The sequence below is a fragment of the Chryseobacterium joostei genome, assembly GCF_003815775.1.
Classification (GTDB): domain Bacteria; phylum Bacteroidota; class Bacteroidia; order Flavobacteriales; family Weeksellaceae; genus Chryseobacterium; species Chryseobacterium joostei.
In genome coordinates this window covers 2138470-2155940 of sequence record NZ_CP033926.1, presented here as the reverse complement: position 1 = coordinate 2155940, position 17471 = coordinate 2138470, and the positions used below count along the sequence as shown (strand labels likewise).

At 35.4% G+C, this 17471-nt stretch carries 18 protein-coding genes; 15 read left to right on the top strand and 3 right to left on the bottom strand.

Features of this window, described 5'->3' with window-relative positions:
- Positions 1 to 26 precede the first annotated feature (26 nt).
- From EG359_RS09840 to EG359_RS09800, 9 genes are all read left to right on the top strand, one after another.
- Positions 27 to 1955, top strand: a complete 1929-nt coding sequence (locus EG359_RS09840) for an LTA synthase family protein (protein WP_076352681.1) — start codon at positions 27 to 29, stop codon at positions 1953 to 1955.
- Between the two features lie 197 nt (positions 1956 to 2152).
- Positions 2153 to 2572 (top strand): DUF2147 domain-containing protein, encoded by a 420-nt coding sequence (locus EG359_RS09835; protein WP_076352680.1) that lies wholly within the window; start codon positions 2153 to 2155, stop codon positions 2570 to 2572.
- Between the two features lie 327 nt (positions 2573 to 2899).
- Entirely contained in the window at positions 2900 to 3880 is a 981-nt protein-coding gene (locus EG359_RS09830) for a pyruvate dehydrogenase complex E1 component subunit beta (RefSeq protein ID WP_076352679.1), read from the top strand.
- A 113-nt stretch (positions 3881 to 3993) separates the two neighbouring features.
- Positions 3994 to 5988, top strand: coding sequence for a KUP/HAK/KT family potassium transporter (locus tag EG359_RS09825; protein ID WP_076352678.1), 1995 nt, complete (start codon positions 3994 to 3996; stop codon positions 5986 to 5988).
- Between the two features lie 67 nt (positions 5989 to 6055).
- The gene (locus EG359_RS09820; protein WP_002976876.1) at positions 6056 to 6529 is read left to right on the top strand and encodes a Fur family transcriptional regulator; all 474 of its coding nucleotides are present in this window, start codon (positions 6056 to 6058) and stop codon (positions 6527 to 6529) included.
- Positions 6530 to 6532: 3 nt separating this feature from the next.
- On the top strand, positions 6533 to 8275 hold the full coding sequence (locus tag EG359_RS09815) for an OstA-like protein (protein WP_076352677.1): 1743 nt from the start codon (positions 6533 to 6535) through the stop codon (positions 8273 to 8275).
- 105 nt (positions 8276 to 8380) lie between these two features.
- Positions 8381 to 9556 (top strand): aspartate aminotransferase family protein, encoded by a 1176-nt coding sequence (locus EG359_RS09810; RefSeq protein WP_076352768.1) that lies wholly within the window; start codon positions 8381 to 8383, stop codon positions 9554 to 9556.
- Positions 9557 to 9745: 189 nt separating this feature from the next.
- Positions 9746 to 10132 carry an START-like domain-containing protein gene (locus tag EG359_RS09805; RefSeq protein ID WP_076352676.1) on the top strand — a complete coding sequence of 129 codons (387 nt, stop codon included), beginning with the start codon at positions 9746 to 9748 and terminating at the stop codon, positions 10130 to 10132.
- A gap of 78 nt (positions 10133 to 10210) precedes the next feature.
- Positions 10211 to 11026: an aminotransferase class IV gene (locus tag EG359_RS09800; RefSeq protein ID WP_076352675.1), complete on the top strand. Its 816-nt coding sequence runs from the start codon at positions 10211 to 10213 to the stop codon at positions 11024 to 11026.
- An 82-nt stretch (positions 11027 to 11108) separates the two neighbouring features.
- On the opposite strand, the gene EG359_RS09795 is transcribed toward EG359_RS09800, so the two are convergent.
- Entirely contained in the window at positions 11109 to 11690 is a 582-nt protein-coding gene (locus tag EG359_RS09795) for an N-acetylmuramoyl-L-alanine amidase family protein (protein ID WP_076352674.1), read from the bottom strand.
- A 103-nt stretch (positions 11691 to 11793) separates the two neighbouring features.
- A complete protein-coding gene (locus EG359_RS09790; protein WP_076352673.1) occupies positions 11794 to 12342 on the bottom strand; it encodes a YqgE/AlgH family protein in 549 nt (182 codons plus the stop codon).
- A gap of 24 nt (positions 12343 to 12366) precedes the next feature.
- On the opposite strand from EG359_RS09790, the gene pdxH reads away from it, so the two are divergent.
- Positions 12367 to 13008, top strand: a complete 642-nt coding sequence (pdxH, locus tag EG359_RS09785) for a pyridoxamine 5'-phosphate oxidase (protein WP_076352672.1) — start codon at positions 12367 to 12369, stop codon at positions 13006 to 13008.
- A 201-nt stretch (positions 13009 to 13209) separates the two neighbouring features.
- On the opposite strand, the gene EG359_RS09780 is transcribed toward pdxH, so the two are convergent.
- Positions 13210 to 13500: an HU family DNA-binding protein gene (locus EG359_RS09780; protein WP_076352671.1), complete on the bottom strand. Its 291-nt coding sequence runs from the start codon at positions 13498 to 13500 to the stop codon at positions 13210 to 13212.
- Positions 13501 to 13899: 399 nt separating this feature from the next.
- Here EG359_RS09780 and panD point away from each other — a divergent pair, with 399 nt between their 5' ends.
- The 5 genes from panD to EG359_RS09755 all read left to right on the top strand — a co-directional run bounded on the left by panD (position 13900) and on the right by EG359_RS09755 (position 17458).
- A complete protein-coding gene (panD, locus tag EG359_RS09775; RefSeq protein ID WP_029294648.1) occupies positions 13900 to 14250 on the top strand; it encodes an aspartate 1-decarboxylase in 351 nt (116 codons plus the stop codon).
- A 3-nt stretch (positions 14251 to 14253) separates the two neighbouring features.
- Positions 14254 to 15282: a lysylphosphatidylglycerol synthase transmembrane domain-containing protein gene (locus tag EG359_RS09770; protein WP_076352670.1), complete on the top strand. Its 1029-nt coding sequence runs from the start codon at positions 14254 to 14256 to the stop codon at positions 15280 to 15282.
- Positions 15283 to 15461: 179 nt separating this feature from the next.
- On the top strand, positions 15462 to 16037 hold the full coding sequence (locus EG359_RS09765; protein WP_076352669.1) for a TerD family protein: 576 nt from the start codon (positions 15462 to 15464) through the stop codon (positions 16035 to 16037).
- A 26-nt stretch (positions 16038 to 16063) separates the two neighbouring features.
- Positions 16064 to 16738, top strand: a complete 675-nt coding sequence (locus EG359_RS09760; RefSeq protein ID WP_076352668.1) for a TerD family protein — start codon at positions 16064 to 16066, stop codon at positions 16736 to 16738.
- Between the two features lie 81 nt (positions 16739 to 16819).
- A complete protein-coding gene (locus EG359_RS09755; RefSeq protein WP_076352667.1) occupies positions 16820 to 17458 on the top strand; it encodes a vWA domain-containing protein in 639 nt (212 codons plus the stop codon).
- Positions 17459 to 17471 lie beyond the last annotated feature (13 nt).

Below are 17471 nucleotides of genomic sequence, written 5' to 3'. Positions count from 1 at the left end.
AAGTGATTTTGGTGTAAATTTGCCCCATGAAATTTTTAAAAGGATTTAGAAAACAGGAAGTTCTGGCATTGCTTTACAGAATTTTTTTAGCCTATGCTTTTTATCAGATTGCAAGACTTTTATTTTGGTTTTTTAATAAAGACCTGATCAGGGTAGATTCTGTTTCAGACTATCTGAAGCTTGCCTATCATGGTACAGCATTCGATACCACGGCAATTTTGTACGTTAATGCATTATTTATATTGCTCAGTCTTCTTCCGCTGGTTATCAATACAAAAAAAGTGTTTCAGAAAGTTCTTTTCTGGCTTTATTTTATTACAAACGGACTGGCATATGCCATGAATTTTGGAGATTTTATTTATTATAAATTCTCTCAGGCAAGATTGACGTCTGCTGTATTTCAGGTAGCAGAACATGAGTCCAATGTTTCCCAGACACTTATGATCTCGATCGGGCAACATCCGTTTGTCCTGATTTGGTTTGTTATTTTAATGGGATTGTGGATTTTTCTTTATAAAAGAGTAAAAGTGGAAGACACAAAGCCTGCCAGACTATTGCCATACTTTCTTTATTCCATCGTTACTTTATGTATTACTGCTGTGCTGGTGGTAGGAGGAATCAGGGGAGATTTCAAGCATAGTACAAGGCCTATCAATATGGTAGATGCTACGCGTTTTGTAACAAACCCGCTACAGGGAAATTTAGTTCTCAATAGTACTTTCTCATTTTTTAGAACTTTAAATACCAACAATTTTAAGGAAGTTCACTTTGTGGACGAAAGGTATATTGAAGACAATGTACAGCCTTATAAAGTATATGACAGAAAGGTAGAAAACCGCCCAAATATTGTTATTTTTATTGTAGAATCATTTGGTAGAGAGTATTCCGGAGCCTTTAATAAGGATAAAAATATTAAGGATTATGTTTCTTACACACCGTTTATGGATAGCCTGGCTACCCAGAGTCTTATTTTCCCCAATACATTTGCAAACGGAAGACAGTCCATTCATGGGATGAGCAGTGTATTGGCGGGAATTCCGAGCCTTACGGATGCTTTTACAGGATCACCATATTCCAATCAGAAAATACAATCCATTGTTTCTGTATGTAATGATCTGGGTTATGATACTTCTTTTTATCATGGGGCCCCCAATGGATCTATGGGTTTCCTTGGCTTTGGAAATATTTTAGGATTTAAACATTATTTTGGAAAAGCAGAATACAATCATGATGAAGATTTTGACGGTATGTGGGCTATCTGGGATGAACCGTTCCTACAGTATTTTGCTAAAAATGTAGGAAAGAAGCAACCTTTCATGACAACGGTATTCACAGCATCTTCTCACCACCCTTTTAAAATTCCTGAAAAATATAAAGGGAAATTCAAAAAAGGACCACTGGAAATGCATGAGCCAATACAGTACACCGATTATGCCATTAAAAAATATTTTGAAACCGCTAAAAAACAACCTTGGTTTAATAACACCATCTTTGTATTTACCGGAGATCATACCAACCAGATTTATTATCCTGAATATGAAAAGGCAATGAACCGGTTCGCTGTTCCGTTGGTTTTCTATTCTCCAAATCCTGAATATCAGCTTAAAGGAGAAAATCAGGAAATTGCTCAGCAAATAGATATTTATCCAACATTGGCAGATCTTATTGGTTACAATAAACCTATCAGAAGCTGGGGAAGAAGTTTGGTTAGTGATAAAAAATATACTCCTATTATGATGAATTCGGATGGAAATACAGAACAGTTTATCATTGGTAACTATATGTACCGCTTTGATGGAAAAGAAATCATAGCAGTATATGATAAAACTGATCTAGGTTTTGAAAAGAATCTGATAGACCAGATTAAAACTCCTGAGGTGGAAAAAGGAAAGCAGATTGCTAAGGCCTGGTATCAGGATTATATGAACAGAGTAATCAATAGGAAGCTGTATTAGGCTAAAACAATAAAGAGAAAAGGTGTGAAGGGCCAATAAATCTGATCTGAAAATTTTACAGTTTTACCATTTTACCTTTTCGCTATTTTACCTCTTTATGCTTTGTATAATAAAAGTTTTTGTTTGTTGAAAATTAATTTATATTTTTATCAATACATAGATAAGAATATTATATTAAAATTAAAACTATAAGAAATATGAAAAAATTAATGTTAACATTTGCACTTTCTTTATTTGGTGTACTTACATTCGCACAGATAGAAGGCAAGTGGAAGACGATAGATGATGAAACAAAGCAAGCGAAATCTATTGTAGAGATTTTTAAAAAATCTGATGGAAAATACTATGGAAAAGTTTCCCAATTGTTGATAAAACCTACTGAACCTAACTGTTCAGCTTGTAAAGATGACAGGAAAGGTAAGCCAATTGTAGGTTTAGAGATCATCAGAGGATTGAAAAAAGACGGCGATGAATTTACCGGAGGAACTATTACAGATCCAAAAACGGGTAAAACTTATAAATGTACTATTACAAAAAGCGGAGATAAGCTAAATGTAAGAGGTTATCTGGGATTATCATTATTAGGTAGAACCCAAGTTTGGGAGAAAGCTAATTAATATAAGTTTAAATAGAATTTTAAGACGGCATTTCAGAAATGAAATGTCGTTTTATTTTTTTTGTAAAAGACGGTAACGGAAATCTCAGTTCTAATAAATGATATCTTCACTTTGGACATAATAAATTAAAGATTAGAAATTGCGACCAACAGAATCTATTAAAAATTTGTGTGATCTTGGAAAAAACGACAAAGAACTGGGCTGTCAGGAGGAAAAACCTTTTTAAATAAAATTAATATTGAGGCTTTCCATTCAAATGAGATGCCTTTTTTGTTATGTTAGTAATAAAAAAACACTATTTTTGTAGTCTAAATTTTTCAAATAAATATGGCAGAATATACTTTTCGTGAGGTAATTGCACAAGCAATGAGCGAGGAAATGCGTAAAGACGAATCCATCTTTTTAATGGGGGAGGAAGTTGCAGAATACAATGGTGCGTATAAAGCTTCAAAAGGAATGTTGGATGAATTTGGTTCTAAAAGAGTAATCGATACACCCATTGCTGAACTTGGTTTTACAGGAATTGCTGTAGGGGCTGCGATGAATGGTAACAGACCAATTGTAGAGTATATGACGTTCAATTTCTCATTGGTAGGTATTGATCAGATTATCAATAACGCAGCGAAAATCCGTCAAATGAGTGGAGGTCAGTGGAACTGTCCTATCGTTTTCAGAGGACCTACTGCTTCTGCAGGACAATTGGGAGCTACACACTCTCAGGCTTTCGAAAACTGGTTTGCAAATGTTCCTGGTCTTAAAGTAATCGTTCCTTCGAACCCTTACGATGCAAAAGGATTGTTGAAAACAGCTATTCAGGATAATGACCCCGTTATTTTCATGGAATCTGAGCAGATGTATGGAGATAAAATGGAAATTCCTGAGGAAGAATACTATTTACCAATAGGAAAAGCAGAAATTAAGAAAGAAGGTACAGATGTTACTTTGGTTTCTTTCGGTAAAATCATGAAGCTGGCTATTCAGGCTGCTGAAGATATGGCTAAAGAAGGAATTTCTGTAGAAGTTATTGATCTTAGAACAATTCGTCCACTTGATTTTGATACAATTTTAGAATCTGTGAAGAAAACAAATAGATTAGTTATCTTAGAAGAAGCTTGGCCGTTTGGTTCAATATCTTCTGAAATTACATATATGGTACAGCAAAAAGCATTCGATTATTTAGATGCTCCAATCAAGAGAATTACTACTCCTGATGCACCTGCACCTTATTCTTCTGCATTATTTGCAGAGTGGTTCCCTAAGCTTGAAAAAGTAAAAGAGGAAATTAAAAAAGCGATGTACGTTAAATAGTAATAGAGAGAAACTTCCGAAAGGAAGTTTTTTCATTTATTATATTCATGAAGAAAAGTTCTTGGGGTCATAAATTTAATATAAATTTGCGCGTTTAAAATAAATAAGCTGATATGGCAGACGTTACAGAAGATGGTTATCATTTTGACATGAAAAAACTTTCCTTTATAGGAGTTTTAGTATCTCTCGGAATTGTTTTCGGAGATATAGGTACATCACCGCTTTACGTAATGAAAGCAATTGTGAATGCGAGATCCGAGGGGAGTAATATGCCTTTTAATGAATATATAGAAGGCGCTCTTTCTTGTATTATCTGGACCCTTACCCTTCAGACCACTATAAAATATGTGATCATTGCTTTAAGAGCTGATAATAAAGGAGAGGGAGGTATTTTAGCATTGTTTTCCTTGGTTAGAAACCTCAAAAAGGGATGGTTGTATCTTATTGCGATTGTAGGAGCAGCAGCACTTATTGCGGATGGTGTGATAACTCCATCACTTACCGTAATGTCTGCCATTGAAGGTCTTGAGATCTATAACCCTCATACACCCGTAGTTCCTATTACTATTGGAATTCTGATTGCAATTTTTGTGGTACAGCAGTTTGGAACCAGTTTTATTGGGAAATTCTTTGGCCCCGTAATGGTTGTCTGGTTTTTAGTGCTGGGTGGTTTAGGAGTACTTCACTTGAGTGAAAATTTTGAAATTCTAAGATCTTTTAATCCTTACTATGCCTACAAACTTATTGCAAATTCTCCTAGTGCAATTGTTATTCTTGGAGCTGTTTTCCTTTGTACAACAGGGGCAGAAGCGCTTTACTCAGATTTAGGGCACTGTGGGGCTAAAAATATAAGAGTAAGCTGGGCATTTGTTAAGGTTATGCTTATTTTAAACTATCTTGGGCAAGGGGCTTGGCTTTTAACCAATCATAGTAAACCCGGCTTTTCTGTAGTAAACCCATTCTTTGGAATCATGGAAGAATGGATGATTATACCAGGGGTAATTTTAGCAACAGCAGCAGCAATTATTGCAAGTCAGGCATTAATTACAGGTTCTTTTACTATTTTCTCAGAAGCAATGTCTCTAAACCTGTGGCCTAATCAAAAAATTGATTATCCTTCAGGTGTTAAAGGACAAATGTATATTCCTAGAATCAATTGGGGACTTTTAATTTTATGTATTATTGTTGTTCTTCATTTTAGAGAATCAGGAAAAATGGAAGCCGCATACGGACTTTCTATTACGGTCACGATGTTAATGACAACAGTACTGTTGGTTTTCTGGCTATTGAAACACAGAGTAAGCAAAATACTGATCCTGTTTTTTGCCTTAGTATATATGGCTATTGAATTAGGTTTCTTCAGCGCAAATATTATTAAATTCATGGAAGGTGGATGGATTACGGTTGTATTAGCCGGGTCTATTGGGATCTCTATGTATGCATGGTACAACGGTAGATTAATAAAAACAAGGTTTATCCAGTTTGTAAAAATAGATAAGTACATTTCTATTCTTAAAGATATGAAGCTGGATGAGACCATTCCAAAATATGCTACAAACCTGGCTTATTTGAGCAGAGCAAAAAGAAATGATGAAGTAGAATCAAAAATTATCTATTCCATTATCAAAAAGCAGCCTAAGAGAGCAGATCACTATTTTATTCTAAGTATTGTTAATCAGGAAGATCCATACACATTCAGATATACTGTGGATGAGATTCTGCCAGGAACGGTTTATAAAATAAACTTCCTTTTAGGATTTAAAGTGGACAGAAGAATCAATGACTATTTCAATATGGTTTTGAAAGACCTGATGGCTGACGGAACCATCCCGTCAAGAAGTAGCCACCCATCTTTAAGAGCTCACAATATACCGCCCGATCTGAAGTATGTAATCATAGATAATACATATATCAACGATATCCTTTTAACTGTTAAACAGAAGATTACCCTGAATATTTATAACTTTGTGAAGTACATTGGAAGTGATGACTTTAAGGCTTGGGGAGTCTCTTCTCACAACGTAGAAGTAGAATCTGCACCTATCACAGAACTTACAGTATATGATAACAAGATTGAACAATCTGGTTACTTCCGCCATAACTCTTAAGGTCAGGAACATTTAACCATACTATCTATTTAAATAAAAATCGATAAATTTGTAGATAATTTTTTTAATGGATACAATACAAAAAGAAAAAAATATAGCTTTAATCAAGGATGTTTTAAGAAACTACTTATTAGAAAAAGGGTTTAGAAACACTCCTGAGAGATATACAATATTAGAAGAAATTTATAATATGGATCATCACTTCAATGTAGATGATCTGTATCTTCTGATGATGCAGAAGAAATATCATGTTTCCAAAGCTACTATTTACAATACTATTGAAATTTTCCTTGATGCAGGCCTTATCCGTAAGCATCAGTTTGGAGAAAAGACTTTGACTTCTTCATCCTATGAAAAGTCTTATTTTGATAAACAACATGACCACTTAGTGATCTACAAAAAAGACTCTGATAAGGAAATTGAAGAAATTATTGAATTCTGTGACCCAAGAATCCAAGGAATCAAAGAAGCCATTGAAGAAGCATTTGGCGTAAAAATTGATTCTCATTCGCTATATTTTTATGGCACTAAGAATGACTAATTAATGAGAATAATCCTTTTTCTGTTACTCTTTATTTCTACGCTCAGCTTTGCGCAGGAGAAAACTCCGGTGAAGAGAGATCCTTATTTGCAGACTCCGTCACCGGCTACACCCAAGCAGATGAAACCTGAAAATAAAGTAAAGATCATCCATGCAGATGAGATGAGCAAAAACCCTGAAAAATATGAGGGGAATCAATATCTTACAGGGAATGTTCAAATTGAACATCAAGGCTCTGTCCTTACAGCAGATGAAGTTATCATTTACAATGAAGAGAACTTTGTAAAAGCCATAGGCAATACAAGGCTCCAGAATGCTGATGGCTCTGTAATCACTGCCGGGGAGATGGAATATGACGGTAATACCCAAAAAGGTGTTGCCCGAAAAAACGTTGTCCTTACAGACCCTAAACAAACAATCAAAACAGATATTCTGTATTATGATAAGCTTAATAATCAAGCCTATTTTAATACAGGTGGTACCATTTCTGACAGTCAGGGAAATGTAATGTATACAAAATCCGCAACATATTTCCTGACCACCAAAATGATCGATTTTGTAGGAAATGTAAAAATAGATAACGCTCAATACATCATTGAGGGAGCTAATATCAAGCAGAATCAAAATACGAAGGTTGCCGAGTTTTTTGGGCCTACAACCATTACCAACCGTGCCAATCCGAAAAACAGAGTATACACCGAAAGAGGAACTTATAGAATGGAAACTAAGGAAGCTTTCCTTAATAAAAATTCCAAGATATTTTATAACGATAAAATCCTTACCGGTGATGATATGTACTACAATCAGCTTTCAGGTTTCGGAAAAGCTACAGGAAATGTAACATTGGATGATCCTAAGGAAAGGAGATACATAAAAGGAGGATATGGAGAGATTTTTGAAAAGAAAGACTCTTCAATGATGACAAAAAATCCATATGCTGTGAAGATCATGGAAAAAGATTCTATTTACTTTGCATCAGAAAAAATCATCTCCTACCAAAAACCAGACTCATCAGATATAAAAATCAAAAAAAGCTACTTAAGAGCTTATAAAAAGGCAAGGATCTACAAATCTAATGCTCAGGGAAGAGCAGATTCTATCACTTTCAATGAAACGGATGGTATCATGCACATGTATACAAGTCCAATTCTTTGGAGTGGTGAAAAGCAGGTAACCGGAGATAAGGTAGAAGCTTATTTTAATACAAAAACCGAAAATATAGACTCATTGAAGGTCATTGGAAATGCCTTTGCCATCAGTAAGGTAGACTCCCTAACACTGAAAGACGAATTTAATCAGGTGAAAGGAAAGTTTATGACGGTTTATTATGAGAATAATGATATAAAAGAAGCAAGGGTAGTAGGAAATGCACAAGCAATTGCCTACGTAGATGATGTAGATAAAGAAACCAAAAAACCCGAAAGAATAGGAATAACGCTTTCTGCCTGCGGAATTATTGGAGCCTTATTTGAAGAAAGAGGATTGCAGATCATTTCTTGTAGCATTGGAGCTACTTCCGATACCTATCCTATGAGTAAAATAGAGCCTGCAAGAAGAAAATTTCCGGATTTTAACTGGAATACAAAAGATAGAATCAGGAAATGGCAGGATATATTGGTAGATAGTCCAAACTATGAAGAAATTAAGTATTCCTCAGATAATGAACTCTTCGATAAAGCCCAGAAAGCTATAGATGACGAAAAAGCTAAGGAAGAAGCTAAGAAACCAAAGAGAGTAAGAAAATAATATAGAACCGCTTTATTTATTAAGGCGGTTTTTTATTCCCCATCAATAATTTCGGCATTTGCTGAATCTTTTATAGCTTTGCTGAAATTTTTTGAGACGATGGAAATGCATAAAGATTTTTTTACATATCAGGCACAAACCACCCAATTTGCGGCAGGTTTTGAAGTTGAAAAAGCAGAGGGAAGCTATATTTATGGTACAGATGGAAAGAAATATCTTGACTTTGTGGCCGGGGTTTCTGCTAATACTCTGGGACATTCACATCCTAAAATTGTAAATGCCATTAAAGAGCAGGCAGATAAGTATCTCCACGTAATGGTATATGGAGAATATGCACAGGATAAGCCTATAGCATTATGTAAATTGCTCGCAGAAGCCACTCCGGAACCTTTGGAAGTAACCTATCTTGTGAACAGTGGGGCAGAAGCTATTGACGGAAGCTTAAAACTGGCAAAACGATATACAGGAAGAGAAGAAATTGTATCCTTTAAAAACTCATACCACGGAAATACACACGGAGCTTTGAGTGTTTCAGGAAATGAAACCCATAAAAGGGAATTTCGTCCGCTGTTGCCAATGGTTTCTTTCATTGAATTCAATAACGAAAAGGATTTTGATAAAATCACAGAGAAAACAGCCTGTGTTATCCTTGAAACCATTCAGGGGGCAGCAGGATTTCTCGTTCCGGATAATGACTATCTGATCAAACTAAAAAGAAGATGTGAAGAAGTAGGAGCGCTTCTCATTCTGGATGAAATTCAGCCGGGGTTTGGAAGAACAGGAAAATTGTTCTCATTTGAACACTTTGGAATAGTTCCTGATATTTTGGTAATGGGAAAAGGAATGGGCGGCGGAGTTCCTGTAGGAGCTTTCATGAGTTCCAGAAAAATTATGGAAACCTTATCTCATTCCCCTAAACTTGGGCATATTACTACTTTTGGTGGAAATCCATTGATTGCAGCAGCCAGTTATGCTACTTTAAAAGAAGTATTGGACAGCGGCTTAATGAATGAAGTGGATGAAAAAGAAAAACTATTCAGAGAACTTTTAGTACACCCAAAAATTAAAAATATTAATGGGAAAGGCTTAATGCTTGCCGTTAACCTTGGATCTCCAGAATATACCTTGGGTGTAGCTAAAAAATGTATGGAAAGAGGGCTTATTGTTTTTTGGCAGCTATACAGAAATGAATACCTGAGAATATCTCCTCCTCTTACATTGTCCATGGAAGAAATCAAAGAAGGATGTCAGATTATCCTTGATATACTGAATGAAAACTAAAGATAAAATCTCTCTACTTCGGAGAGATTTTTTTATGCTTTACATTATACCATTATCTCTTAAAACTTAACATAATACAGATTTCATTCCGGTGATAAATATCATACAGATTCTATAAAAAAGTAATTGTTTTTTTGCGTAATAAAAAAATTAATTTATATATTGCGGGACGATAAAAACAAAGATTATATGGCGAAACATAAAGTCCATTACGAATTCCCAATGCACTGTTTATCAGAGATTTTATATGAATATCTGGCAACTGGAGAGGGGTTATCTGAATGGTTTGCGGATGAGGTAATAGAAAAAGGCGATGACTTCTTTTTTAGCTGGGGTGGAGGACCTGCAGAAAAGGCCACATTAATCAGATATAAGCCTGAAGGTTTCGTGCGTTACAGATGGGAAGAAGATGAGGGAACTAAGAACTTCTTTGAAATGACAATCACAATAGATGATATTACAGAAGATTTAGCATTAAATATTACTGACTTCTGTGAGGAAGGTGATGAAGAAGAAAATGCAATGTATTGGGAAAATCTTATTGAGAACCTTAGAATAAAATTAGGTGCTGCATAAGGCAGGATCGTATTAAATGATAAAACTGATGAACGATTTATCGTTCATTATTTTTTTGTAAATAAATCACATCAAAAATTGGAAAATCAATATTTTACATCAGATTCATTACATGTAAAGAATAGAGCCTTTCTTTGGGGCGATGCAGTAAAGGTTTCTTTCTTTATTAAAAACGGAGGATTAATCATGGATGAAGAATGCTATTTCTTCCTGATGGCCTCCATGAGAAAGATGAGAATGAACATTCCTCTCACTTATACGCTGGAATTTTTTCAGTCACTTTTTCAAAAGGATATTATCGATGGTAAGGGAATAAAGAACGGAATTATCAATTTCCAGGTCTTTAGAAATCATGATGAGCTAACCCTCGCAAAATCTTCGGTTTCCTATTTCTATGAAATTGTGGAAATGGAAGATGTATTGTCTGTCCATCCAAGAGCATTGGAACTTGACCTTATTAAGGAAATTAATGTGAATAACAATCTTCTGAGCAATATCAGAGTACATTGTCCTGAAAATATATATGGTGGCATTTATGCGCAGGAAAACGATCTTGATGATGTAATCCTTTTGAATCCCAATAAAAGAATTGCACGTACTACCTCCGGAAATCTTCTTTTTCTGGAAGGGAATGTTATTAAGGTTCCAAAGCAGACAGAAGGAGCTTACATTTCTCCACTGATGGAGAATTTTGTTACTTTTTTACATAAAAATAACCTTGCAGATATTCAGGAACACGAGATTATTGCATTTGAATCTCAGAAGGCGGAAGAAATTTTGATGATTTCTGATGAGAAAGGCATATTTTCTGTAGGTAAAATAAGAAATAAAACCTTTGAAACTTCCCGATTCTCAGAATTGGTAGAAAGTTGGGAAAAGAGTTTTAATCAATAAATTGACAAACCCGGTAAACAACGAAGTTCTTAAAGTCCTTTACCGGGTTTTATTCTGATTAAATCAGAATTTGTTATGTATTTTAGTATTCGTTGAAAATTTCAATGAATTTCTGTGCAATTTCCTTTTGCCCCTTTTCACTGGTTATATAATTTCTGTCCGCAGAATTATTAATAAATCCCAGCTCAACCAATACAGCCGGAGCCTTGGTTTCTCTTAAAATATGAAGATTATGTTCTTCAATTTTACGGGCATTAAATTTTTGAGATATTTTTTCAGCCAACATTTTTGAAGCTTCAGTGTTTTGAACAAAAACTTCGGTTCCTTGCTCAGACGTTTCCTTTTGAGGAGACCTATTGACGTGAAGTGAAATGACCATTTCAGGATTTAGTTTGTTGATTTGGGCAGTTCTTTCAGAAAGACTAGGATAGGTATCCGAGCTTCTTGTTAAAACCACTTCATATTTCTCCTGATCCTTATTCAGCTTTTGAATTTCAGTAGCAATACCTAATGAAATATCTTTTTCGGAAAAGTTACCATACACCGCTCCTAAGTCATTTCCTCCGTGGCCGGCATCTACAACAATATATTTCTTATTAATAGGTGCAAATGATAAAAATGTAGTCGAAAAGATTGATAAAGCAAGTAATGTACTACCTTTCATTTCTATGATTTTGGTTTTTCAAAGAACGGAAAAAGTTTCTTTAAAATTGGTTAACAGAATCTTAAAATTTGTTAATTGTGTCCTGAAACTGAAAAAGTTACTATTAATTCAGAGAAATGTCTTCAGGCGAATTGGCCCAAAGCAGGAATTCACCACCAAGGTTTTGCATAATGGATTTCCATAATGTCTGATCGTTTGGAAGAGTGTAATCCAGATTATAAACATCTACTACAGTCCACATCTTTCTTTGAACCTCACTATCCAGCTGGTTGGGAGACCATCCGGAATATCCTGAGAATATTTTTATATTCTGAATATCCAGTACATTACCCAATACAGCATTTATAATACGTTCAATATCTTCTGTAAGATAATATTCATCATTAATTTCAGTGTAAATTTCAGTGATCCTTTCACCTTTTACAATGAAGAATACTTTTTCGTTTTCTACGGGACCACCATCATATACTTCAATTTTGAAATCGAAGAATTCCTTGAACTTACTACTCATTTGGCTGTTCTTCTTATTCAATATCAAACCAAATGCACCGCTTTCATTATGTTCAATAACCAATACCACTGATCTTGAAAAAAGATCGCCGGAAATGTCAGGTGTCGAGATTAATATTTTACCTTTGTATGAGTGATTCATACTCAAATTTAATAAAAAATATTTATGGAAAACCTGCACGACAAAAGAAAAGTGTACGAGAAATCCCAACTTATTGAAAGTGAGATAAAACAAAATCCAATTGAGCAGTTTAGAGACTGGTTTTTGGAAGCCAGTGAAAGCTCTGTGATCTCTGAAGCCAATGCCATGGCGGTTTCCACAGTAGAAGAAGATGGCTGTCCGAGAACAAGAATGGTTCTGTTGAAGGCCTATACTCATGAGGGGTTTATTTTCTATACCAACTATAACAGCAGAAAGGGAAAAGCGATCGAGAATAGCCATAAGGCATGTCTTCATTTCTTTTGGCCCAATCTGGAAAGACAGATTATTATCAAAGCTAATTTGGAAAAAGTTGCAGAAAACCTGAGTGATGGCTATTTCCATTCAAGGCCGAAAGGAAGTCAGCTGGGAGCAGTGGTTTCTCCACAAAGCGAAGTTATTCCGAACAGAGAGTTTTTGGAAGAAAAGCTAAAGGATCTGGAAAAAGAATACGAAAATATTGAGGTTCCAAGACCATCTAACTGGGGAGGATATCTGGCAAGACCCTATGAGATTGAGTTCTGGCAGGGAAGACCTAATCGTCTTCATGATAGGATTATCTATGAATTAGACGATCTGGATTGGAAGATTTCAAGATTGGCTCCCTAATGGAGTGGCTAAAAGCCAGCAATAAGAGGTGGAAAAAGATGGCTATAGGCCAATGTTTCATTTGAAGACTTACGGGCTTTAATCAACCTTAATAAAGGCATACTATCAATAAAAGCGGACTAAATAAAGTCCGCTTTTTTTCTATTAAAGAGAAAAGGCTGTTTCTAAGAAACAACCTTTGAATTTTTGTAATCTGAATGATTATTTTTTCTTAACACCAGAAACTGCATTTGATAAATCAGCTCCAGCCTTAAATTTAGCAACTTTTTTAGCAGCGATTTTGATTGGCTTTTTAGTTGCAGGGTTAATACCTTGTCTAGCTGCTCTCTCAGCTACTGAGAAAGTACCGAAACCTACTAAAGAAACTTTTCCGTCTTTTTTCTTTAATGTAGAAGTTACGTTAGAAATGAAAGATTCTAAAGCAGCCTTTGCTGCAACTTTAGTGATACCTGCATCTTTTGCGATTGCGTCGATTAATTCAGACTTGTTCATAATTTTTAATATTAAAGTTAGTTCGTAATTATAGCAAATATAATACTATTTTCTAATTGTGCAATTTTTTTATTAAAACTTATACAATTTTTTTACTTTTCAGTGAAAACAGTTAAAATATGATAATTCGGTTTTTCACGAAAAATCTACGTTACGGGTTACTAAAATCGTGCCAAATGCTTATGTTTATTGACTTTAGCAAAAAGTTAATATTATTTCCTGTATTTATTAAATCCTAAATTGAGTATAAAGTATTAATGTTTTTAAGAATATAATTATTAATTCTATAAGTAAAAGTCACATTTCTTGTGTTTTACAAAATCAATTGCCTGTGTTTATGGGAGTTTTTTAATGATAGTGAAGGTCTGTTTTATTAATTTTTATTAATAAATTTGCAACATGTTAATAGAAGTTTTCAAATCCAAGATTCATAGGGTAAGAGTTACAGCCTCTGACCTTAATTATATAGGAAGTATAACGATCGATGAAGATCTTATAGAAGCTGCCGGTTTGGTAGTGGGAGAAAGGGTTTATATCGTGAATGTGAATAACGGGGAACGTTTTGATACCTATGTTATCAAAGGGAAAAGGAAGTCGGGAGAAGTATGCCTGAATGGGCCTGCTGCAAGAAAGGTACAAAGAGATGATATCATTATCATTATTGCCTATGCGCAGATGACTCCTGAAGAAGCAAAAGACTTCCAGCCGAAGATCGTTTTCCCTGACGAAAAAACAAATCTTCTAACCTAGTTCATGGAGAAAACAACAAAAAGTCCATTAAAATCAGTACTCACAATAGTAATATCGCTTGCTTTTGCAGGCTTTTTTTTATGGCTTGCCTTAAAAGGGCTTGATTTTAAAGTGATTCAGCAGTCGTTGGCTAAAGCAAATTACCTTTGGGTATTGTTTGCATCAGTATTTGGTCTTCTGGCTTATTGGTTTAGGGCCATTCGTTGGAATCTGATGCTGGAGCCGATGGGGCACCAAATCTCAAATTCCAATTCACTTTGGTCCATATCATTTGGATATTTAATGAACCTTACCATTCCCAGAAGTGGCGAACTGGCAAGAGCTACTGCTTTGTATGGGGTAGAAAAGGTACCTGTAGACAAGTCATTCGGAACCATTATCCTGGAAAGGGTAGTGGATCTTATCTGTATGCTTGGATTCTTAGGGCTTACCTTGTTATTTAAATATGACGCAATTTTATCATTCTATCAAAATTCAGGAGTAAATATTAATCCAAACAAGATTTTACTTGTCCTATTGATATTGATTGGCGGTACAGTTTTATTTTTTGTCTTTAAAAAGAAACTGGCAGGTGTTCCTTTTTTAGGGAAGATTGTAAATTTTATAGATGGAATATTCCAGGGATTGACTACCATTTTCAAATTGAAGCAAAAAGGAAAGTTCATATTATATACATTAGGAATCTGGATTTCCTATTATTTTGCAGCCTATCTGGTATGTTTTGCACTTCCTGAAACATCAGGGTTTACAATGGCCGACGGATTCTTTATTATTGTTGTGGGAACATTAGGAATGATTATTCCTGCGAGTGGAGGAATTGGTGCCTATAATTTGGCAATGAAGTATGGTTTTATGGCTCTTTTTATCTCGATGGGGAAAAGCGCAGATCTTGGAGGTGAAATGGGGCTTACTTACTCCTTTATCTCTTTACCACTTCAGATTGTAATTATGCTGGTGATGGGGCTTATTTCTATTCCTATGCTGGCTAAAGCAAGAAATACAGTTGTTGCAGACAAGGATTTTAAGAAGTAATTCAATAACAATATTTTTATAAAAGGTTCAATTTTTTAATTGGGCCTTTTTTTATGTAGTTATTTAAGCAGAAGATTGATTATAATTGCGGTGTGCCTGTTATTTTTCATAAATAAATTTGGTCAATTCATAAATCACTTCTATCTTAATGCAAAAAATAATTCATAACATAAAACACTATGGCAATTAATCTACAGAAAGGACAAAAAATCGAGATCGGATTGACAAAAATGACAATAGGACTTGGTTGGGATCCTAATGAAGGGACAGGCTACGACTTTGATCTTGATGCTTCGGCAATTATGATTGATTCTGACAGAAAATTAGTAAGCGAAGAATATTTTGTTTTTTATAATAACCTGACATCTCCGGATGGTGCTCTTACCCATACAGGCGATGATCCAAATGGTAAAAACAGTGATGGGGATGATGACGAAGCTATTGTTATTGATCTTGATAAAGTGGACTCAAGGGTAGAAGAGATTCTTTTTGTGGTAACCATAGAGGATTTTGAAAGAAGAAGACAAAACTTTGGACAGGTAAGAAACTCATATATAAGAGTGGTAGACAATGGTTCGAACCAGGAGATTGCAAAATATGAACTGGATGAAGACTTCTCTATTGAAACAGGAGTAGAATTCGGGAGACTGTATAAAAGAAATGGGAGTTGGAAATTTGAAGCTTCAGGAATAGGATACAGAGCAGATCTTGGGTTCTTCCTTGAAAAATATTATAAGGGACAAATCATCAAATAATCATCAAAATACACAAAACTATAGCTATGGCAATTAATTTACAGAAAGGTCAAACAATTGATTTAAGGAAAAACGACCGTGGAGAAAGTGTTTATGACCTTTCAAAAGTAACGATAGGCTTAGGATGGGATGTCAGAAAACAGGGAGGTTTCCTGGGCAAACTATTCAGTAAGGAGGCAGAATACGATCTTGATGCAGTGGCATTTCTTTTAGATGGTAACGGAAAGGTTGCAAATCTGGGAAGAACGGTTCAGACCAATGATGGAAGACAAATGGGACTTTATCAGGGTGATGTGGTTTTCTTTAATTCTATGCAGCATCCAAGTGGAAATGTATGGTTGACTGGTGATAACAGAACCGGTGCAGGAGATGGTGATGATGAGCAAATCATTGTAAAGCTTGATCAATTGGATCAAAGCTATCAGAAAATTGTATTTCTTGTAACCATTTATCAAGGAAGAACCAATAACCAACACTTTGGAATGATTGATAATGCATTTATCCGTGCAGTGGATGCTACAGGAAAGGAGATTACAAAATATAGTCTTTCCGGAGACTCCAGTATGAACGGAATGTGTGCCATGGTTTTTGCTGAGGCTTACCGCCATAATGGTGACTGGAAATTCCGTGCTGTGGGAGAACCTCATCAAACGGATAACTTTATCGATATCCTGAGACAGCAGTACTCATATTCAAACTAGACTTTAACTTTTTATTCAACATATAAGCCGGCTGGGAAGTATTCAACTTCCTCCGCCGGCTTCAGAATTAATAATTGTCTTATGAACAGAAGATTATTAGCCTATTTTTTACTGGATACTTCCGGTTCCATGAATGGAGAACCTATTCAGGCTCTGAATAATGGATTCAACGGATTGATCAGTATGCTTCGCGCAGATCCACAGGCTATGGACAGCCTTCATTTAAGTGTTATTACTTTCGATAGGGAAGTTAAAAATATCATACCGTTAATATCCCTTGCCAATTTCTACCCCATGGAGATTACCTGTCCGGATAGTGGGCCTACCCATACTGGCGCAGCGTTGGAGATGGTGTCAGAATTGGTAAAGAAAGATCTTGTAAAAGGTTCGGGGGATGAGAAAGGAGACTGGCAGCCACTTCTTTTTATATTTACTGATGGAAAGCCGTCGGATATTCAGAAGTACAGACAGATGATTCCGGCAATCCGAGGTCTTGAATTTGGTGCAATCGTAGGTTGTGCAGCCGGCCCTAAAGCGGATGAACAGTACCTTAAGGAATTGACGGATCATGTGGTAAAACTGGATACTACGGATGCCATTACATTGTCTTCATTTTTCAGGTGGGTGAGTTCTTCCATTACACAAGGAGGTCATTCGCAGCATACAGGGGAACATATAACACTTCCTCCGCCACCAACGGAGCTTAATATTATTATTTAAAAAATTGTCTTTA